This window comes from Pseudomonas sp. GYB4201 (genome assembly GCF_056312595.1).
Genome location: NZ_JBWGIG010000009.1, coordinates 214,553 through 221,528 on the forward strand (window position 1 = coordinate 214,553; position 6,976 = coordinate 221,528).

Below are 6,976 nucleotides of genomic sequence, written 5' to 3' on the forward strand. Positions count from 1 at the left end.
GGAGATCCGTTCCTCATGATATAGCGTGTGTCATCTGTGCGGTGCTGCGCTGACCATGCAATCGCGCCCTTACCCGAGTTCAATTCCTGAGGTCTGCTTCGGTTGGTCCAGTTGGTAGAAATAGGACATGGCGTTCTTCGGGCCTCACCAAGCCCACGGCTCAATAAGCAAAGCTGCGGTATTGCCTCGCCGCTGATTCTGTGACCGATAGTGATGCGTTAGAAGGTACCCGATGTGCGCGCTAATTATTATAATCTGGCTTGATATTTTGTTATCTTCCAAGCATCTTCTTCAGCTATAGAGTTTGCGTGTAGTGCTTTGAGGGCGTTTTTTATATAGGTGCACCCAAGTTCGTTGTCTTTATTGGCGAGCACTTGGATTGCTTCGTGTGTTTCGTTCGGGTATGCCGCCACAATGAGGGCGCTAGGCTCGTTGCTTAATAGTTCCTGTAGTGCATCGGGCAACAATCCAGTATAGTACTTTTCTAGGCTTCCCAATATGTCGGATTTCATGTGATTTCTAGATTTCGCTATAATAAATATAGAGTGTCTATTGTCTCGTAATTTATCAACGTCATCATTGATAACGCTTTGGAACTCCCGAAGATAAGTGAGAGAGTTGCTGGCCCCTTTTTTGATTTCAATATTTTCGCCAAATTGTGAGGTGAGATGTTTTAGGGTTTTTAATTCTAGTATTTTGGAGTGCGCAAGCTTTGTACCTATAGTGCGCCACTCGAAGATGCTGGTTTTTGGTGCTTTGAGATTGTTTACAAGGTTTGCCCAGTTGTTATTTGGGGTGGCCTCGTTTTGCGCCAGCAGTGTAAAGGTGTCTAGTCGATCATCTTTAATTTGAAGGATGTTGTCCCAAAGGCAAACACCCTTATTTTTGAAGTAGAATATGCTCATCGCTACGGCTTCTTGAAATAAGTATGGTCTTGGTCTCCAACGCTGAGAGAGGTTTTTGTTCCGTCTATGCCGGTTACCTCAGTGTTGAAATGCGGGCCGTGATTGTCAAGTTTATGGCCTAGAGAATGTTCTCTCAAGGTGACAGTTTTTCCGTTTTTAAGGTGGAATATATAAACCCGACCTTCGACATATTGTTCTTGATCTCGAATTTTTTCCCTGTAAATTGTGTCTGGCTGTTGGCTCCTAGGAACTCCACCAATTTCTTTTGCTTTTCGGAAAGCGCCATTGCGAGAAAGACTACTGTCGCTGCCCTTTGGTAATTGGGCATCATTTTCCCCGGCGGTTGGGAGAGGGTCATCCTCAGAAGAGCAGGGGCAGCTTGCCGATTTTACCGCCAACCCCAACGGATCCACCCACCCCGTAGGGTTAGGCACATACCGATAATTATTCAACCCGCCCGCCAACTTAATCGGGTCAGGCGTCAAAAACCGTCCTGTCCCCGGATTGTAGTACCGATGCCGGTTGTAATGTAGCCCCGTCTCCACGTCGAAATACTGCCCCTGGAACCGCAGCGGGTTCTCTACCTCCGCCACTTCCAGCTTCTTGACGCTGCCATATGCCCGGTACTGCGCCGACCACAAGATTGCCCCCGCAGCGGAAGTCAGTTCCTGCGGTGTACCCAGGTGGTCCAACTGGTAGTAATAGGGCAGGGCGTTCTTCGGGCCCTCACCGTCAACCATCGCCAGGGGCCTGAACGTCCCCGGCTCATACACGTAGCTGCGGTAATGCCCCGCCGCCGATTCGGCAATCAGCCGCTCGCCCTGCCAGATGAACGCGGTGGTGTTGCCGCCCACGGCTTTCTCGATCCGCCGCCCGAACGCGTCGTACCGGTAAGTCGCCACCTGCCCGTTGGGCAGCCGCGCTTGCACCAGGCGGTGCTGGGCGTCGTAGGCGTATTCGGTGACCAAGCGCTGCCCGGCGCCGCGGCGCTCGCGGCTGAGGTTGCCGTAGGCGTCGTAGTCGTAGTGGGCGTCGCCCTGCATCAGCAGGCGGTTGCCCTGCACGTTGACGCGGTTGCCGTCGAGTGCGGGCACCTGGCTGAGCAGGTTGCCGGCCGGGTCGTGGCTGAAGGCCTCGGTGAGGTCGCCGCGTACGGTTACCAGGCGGTCCAGTGGGTCGTAGTGGTACTCGCGCAGGCCCTTGCGGCTGTCGCTGATGCGGGCCAGGTTGCCGTTGGCGTCGTAGTCGTAGAAGCGGGCCAGCAGGCGCTGTTGGTGCTGGGTGACCTTGTGTTCGGTGAGGCGGCCCTGTTCGTCGTAGTGGTACTGGCTGAGCAGTTGGCCTTGCTGGCGTTGCTGCTCGCGGCCCCCTGCGTAGCTGTGGCGGGTCAGGGGCTGGCCGTTGAGGTCGATGGCGCTGAGGTTGCCGCCGCGCTCGTGGCGGTAGTCCAGGGTGCTGCCGTCGGGCAGCCGCGCATGGCTCAGTTGGCCCAACGCATCGTAGCGGTAGTGCAGGGTGGCCCAGCCCTGGTGCTCGGTGGTCAGGCGGTCCTGCAGGTCGTATTCGTAGGCCAGCGGCCAGTGGCCGTCGTCGACGTTGACCAGGCGGCCCAGGGCATCGTAGCGGTAGTGGATCTGCTCGCCATCGCCCAGGGTTTTCACCAGCAATCGGCCGGCGCTGTCGCGCTGGTATTGGGTGATCAGTTCGCTGCCGTCGTCGCCGAACTCGGTTTTCTTGATCAGTTGGCCGTTGAGGTCGTAGGCGTAGGCGGTGCGCCGGCCGTCGAAGCCGGTTTCCTGCTGGATCAGGCCGTTGACGTGGTAGTCCAGGTGGTACTGCTCGCCGCGCTCGTTTTCGATGTCGGTCAGCAGCAGGCGGGCGTTGTCGTAGCGGTAGCTGAGCTGGCTGCCGTCGGGGTTGATGCGGCGGCTCACCAGGTGCAGGTTGTCGGCGTATTCATAACGGGTCACGCGGCCCAGTTCGTCGCGTTCGCTGGTCAGCTTGCCGTAGGCGTTGTAGGTGAAACCGCGGGTGCCGCCGCCGGGCAGTTGCACCTGCGTCAGGCGGCCAACGGCGTTCCACTGGTACTGCGTGACGGCGCCGCGCTCATCCTGGCGGGTAATCTGCCGGCCCATGGCGTCGTAGCGGTAGCGCCGCTGGCCGCCGTCGGGAAGTTGCTCCTCGATCAGATGGCCCAGTTTGTTCCAGGTCAGCAGGTGCTTGCTGCCGTCGGCGTAGTAGATGTCCAGCAGGCGGCCGCGGGCGTCGTAGCTGAAGCTGGTGGCGTTGCCGCTGGGGTCAAGCTGGTAGGTGATGTCGCCCTGGGCGTTGCGTTCGTATTTCCACTCGGCCTTGCCACGCTGCACCGCGCTGACGAAGCCGTTGTCGTACTCGTAGGTGGTCGGCGCGTCTTCGGCCGGCACTACGGCGGTCAGGCGGCCGGCGTCGTTGTACTGGAACTGGGTAATGGCGCCGAGGGGGTCTTTCTCCGCCACCAGCCGGCCTTTTTCGTCGTAGGCCTTTTCGTGTTCGGCACCGTCGGGGTCCACCTGCTTGACCAGGCGGGCGTTGTCGTCGTGAACGTAGACTTCCTGGCTGCCATCGGCATTGAGCACGGTGACGCTGCCGTCATCGCCCCAGGTGTAGTGCGCGTCCATCTGGGCGAAGTTGGCCCAGTGATGGATGCAGCGCGCCGATTTGCCCACGCCTTCCCATTCCCAGAAGAACGTGGCGCCGCCCGCCAGTTGGCGCTGCCGGATGACGTGCTGGGCGTCATAGGCGTACCGCTCGCTTTCGCCGACCGCGTTGGTGGCTTCGACCAGGCGGCGCTGGTCGTCGTAGCGGTAGGTCACCAGGTTCTGCAGGGTCTCCCAGGCGTCGTCGAGGTTGTCGGCCAGGCGGCTGGCCTGGTAGTCCACCCCCACGATCACGGTGCGGTCATAGCGCAGCAACAGGGCGCGGCCGGCGCCGTTGTCGACACGCTTGATGCGGCCCAGGATGTCGCGCTGCAGGTGCAGGCGGTTGCCATAGGCGTCGCTGATGGCGAACAGGCTGGCGTCGTGGCGGTTGAAGCGGAAGTGGTAGAAGCGCGCCTTGTCACCGGCCTGGGTCAGGATCAGTTCACTGGGGTCGTCGCCCAGGTAGATCGCTGCCTTGGACAGGCTGTTGGTGATGGCCGGGCGCTTGATGCTGGGCAACGGGAATTCGGTGCTGCGGTTTTCGTGGTCCAGCCACACAACCTTGTCACCCTCGATGGTCACGCGCTGGGCCAGGGCATGGCTCCAGCCCGGGCCCAGGCCGCATTCGGTTTCCACGGCGGAGGTGCGGTACAGGCGGGTCCATTCGAAGGGCAGCACACCGTCGAGCTGGCCGTCGGTGAGTGTCAGCAGTTCTTCGCCGGTGACCATCGATACGGGGCAGCCGTTGGTGCAGGTGGCGGTGCAGGCGTCGGCGGGCTTCTCGTCACCGTTCTTCGACTGTTTGGCGGCATCGTCGGGTTTGCTGGCCTCTTCGACGGTGACCTTCTTGTTCGGTGCCTTGGGGACGTCCAGCGTATCGGCGGCCACCTTGTCGATGCCTTGTGCGGCGCTGCTGATCTGCTTGGTGGTTTTCGCCGAGCTGTTGACCACGGTTTCGGAGGCCGTCACCAGCGGCACCAGGTTTTTTGCGTGTGGCTTGAGTTGGTGGCTGGTGCTGATGTCGATCAGCGCCTGCACGGCGTCCTGCAGGAACATCCTGGCACCGGTGGCCGCCCCGGCAACGCCCCCCGAAATGCTGAGGCGTACCACCAGGCCAATACCGCCGGACAGCACGACGCCCAGGATGAAGTTGATCAGGAAGTCGGTGGTGAACTCGCCAATGGCCTCGGCCACCATGGTGGGGGGCAGCATTTGCACCCAGGTCAGCAAGGCCATGGTGTACAGGTACATCAACAGCGGGTCGCTGAGAATGGTCAGTGCGGTGGACAGCAGTTCGCTGGCCTGGGCCTTGAGCTTCTGGAAGTCGGCTTCGTTGATCAAGGTCAGCAGGCGGGCCATGTTCTGGTCCAGGTTGGCCAGGATCGAGAAGGCTTTCTTGATGTCGTCCCACAAGGATTTCAGGGCTTTCTTGATACCGTCGCGCAATGCCTGGTTGGCTTGCTGCAGGCGCTTGGGATCGCCTTCGGGCGCAAAGCTCTGCCATTTGGGCTGTATGGAACTTGTCCATTGCTGGCTGAGCCAGTCATGCAGGCTGGCGACAATGCCGTCGTACGAGCCATACAGGGTGTCCAGTTCTGCCTGGCCCACCTTTGGGTAAAAGCTGAGGCGGTACTGCTGGTTGGGTACGCAGCCCTGGATCTCGGCCATCCCCATTTTGTCCAGGTTGCCGCTGAACGCCTGGCCGCCGTTGTCGCCCACGGGCTCGATGAAATAGGGCGTGTTACCGATAGGCACGAACGTTGAGGAGTCGAAGCGGTGCAGCAGCGTCAGCTTGCCGTTGACCGGGCACGTGGCATAGGTCGCGACCTTCTTGTCGCCCTTGTCGGCGTCCTTCTTGCTGAGGGTGCTGACCTCGTCGCTGACGCGAATTTCCTGGTCGATGTCCATCGCCCAGCCGGTCAACCAGCCGTCTGCCAGTTCCTTGTAATGGGTCAGGCTGTTGGCCTTGAAGTCGGCCAGCATCTTGTTCGCGTCAGGCGGCGTTGCGCTTAGTACGTAAGCGTCGAAGACGGCCAATATGGGGTTGAGGTTCATTGCAGGACTTCCTGTTCCAGATAGGCTCTGACACGCGTACCCAGCGTTTCTTGCGGTGCGGCGGCGCGTTTGACGAAGTGCTCGACCTTGAGCCGCAGGTTTGACTCGGGCAGGGCGAAATACAGTGGCGCGTGGTCCTCACGCAGCCATTGCATCAGGTTGTCGACCAGGGTTGACGGGTCGGCGGTGCTCAGTTGCTCCAGCAGCGCCGAGGGCACTTGCCACCACGGGTAGGGCGGTACATCGCGTACCACGCCGCCTGGGCTGGGCAGGGCGTGGTCGTTGATCCAGTAGCGCTGGAACACCGGCAGCAACGCGCCGCGCGCCTCGCCCAGCAGCGTCAAGATTGGCAGCAGGTGGCGGCCGTCCCAGAAGCGGAAGAACACTTCGGCGCCATCCGGCATGATGACCTGGGTCAGCCCGCGCAAATGCTCGGCAACGACTTCCGGGCTGTGGCGCGAAACCGCCAGCCAGCCCCAGTCCTTGTCCTCGCAGCCATCGATCCAGTCCAGCATCGGGCTGTCCGCCGCCAGTGGGTCGACGTAGGGCATCACCTCTTTCCAGCCGGCATAAGGCGTGCCGCCCCAGACAGGAATGGGCGCGGTAGGGGTGGCCAACTGGTAGTAACGCACCAACGGCTGGGCATCGCTGGCGCTGCCCAGTACCACGTAGAGATGTTCGCCAGCTGCCAGCGGGTGTTGCTCCAGCCATTGCTTGGCGCTTAATGAATCAGATGGCACAGGCACCGTCCTTGCACTTCTCACACTCCTCGCAGAACGGCGCATTGCGCTTCAGCGTATTGATCTGCGCCGGGGTCAACAGCGCCCCGGCCACGGCGTTGGCCGCCTGCTTGAGCAACCCCGGCAACAACGCCGCGATCGCCGTGCCTACGCCGGCGCTGCCGCCCTGGTTCATCTTGATGGTGGCGCCGCTGAGCGTGACGCCGCTGCCATCGACCTTGATGAAGCTGCCACCCGCCTTCAGCGTCAGCTCGGCGCCCGCTTCGAGTACCACCTTCTGCCCGCTGCTCAGGTGAATCTCTTGCCCGGCCTCGATGAACTGCCCCACGGCAATTTTCAGGTGCTGGTTCTGCCCCACGGTCAGGTGGTCGTCGGCGCGGGTTTCCACTTTGCGGTCCAGGTCCACGGTGAAGTGTTCCTCGGCCTTGTACTCGGTGTACGCGTTGGCTTCGACGGTGTCGTGGCGCTGGTTGCCCACGCGGATTTTCTGGTCGTGCTCGATGTTCTCGTCCCAGTCGCGCTGGGCGTGCAGGTAGATCTGCTCCTGGCCGGCCTTGTCCTCGATGCGCAGCTCGTTGTAGCCGCCGGCGCCGGGGCT

Annotated in this window: 4 protein-coding genes; all 4 read right to left on the reverse strand. The window is 60.9% G+C overall.

Translation table 11 applies throughout. The annotated features are described in order from the left end of the window. Nucleotides 1-248: 248 nt before the first annotated feature. Complete coding sequence (locus tag AC0Z2B_RS11445; protein WP_476296737.1) at nucleotides 249-905, reverse strand: hypothetical protein; 657 nt, start codon at nucleotides 903-905, stop codon at nucleotides 249-251. 2 nt (nucleotides 906-907) lie between these two features. Then, entirely contained in the window at nucleotides 908-5,638 is a 4,731-nt protein-coding gene (locus AC0Z2B_RS11450) for an RHS repeat-associated core domain-containing protein (protein ID WP_476296739.1), read from the reverse strand. Continuing rightward, nucleotides 5,635-6,378, reverse strand: coding sequence for a DUF4123 domain-containing protein (locus tag AC0Z2B_RS11455; protein WP_476296741.1), 744 nt, complete (start codon nucleotides 6,376-6,378; stop codon nucleotides 5,635-5,637). The genes AC0Z2B_RS11450 and AC0Z2B_RS11455 overlap by 4 nt, the downstream gene beginning before the upstream one ends. Continuing rightward, on the reverse strand, nucleotides 6,368-6,976 hold a 609-nt coding region (locus AC0Z2B_RS11460), incomplete at its 5' end, for a bacteriophage T4 gp5 trimerisation domain-containing protein (RefSeq protein ID WP_476296743.1). The genes AC0Z2B_RS11455 and AC0Z2B_RS11460, both read right to left, overlap by 11 nt.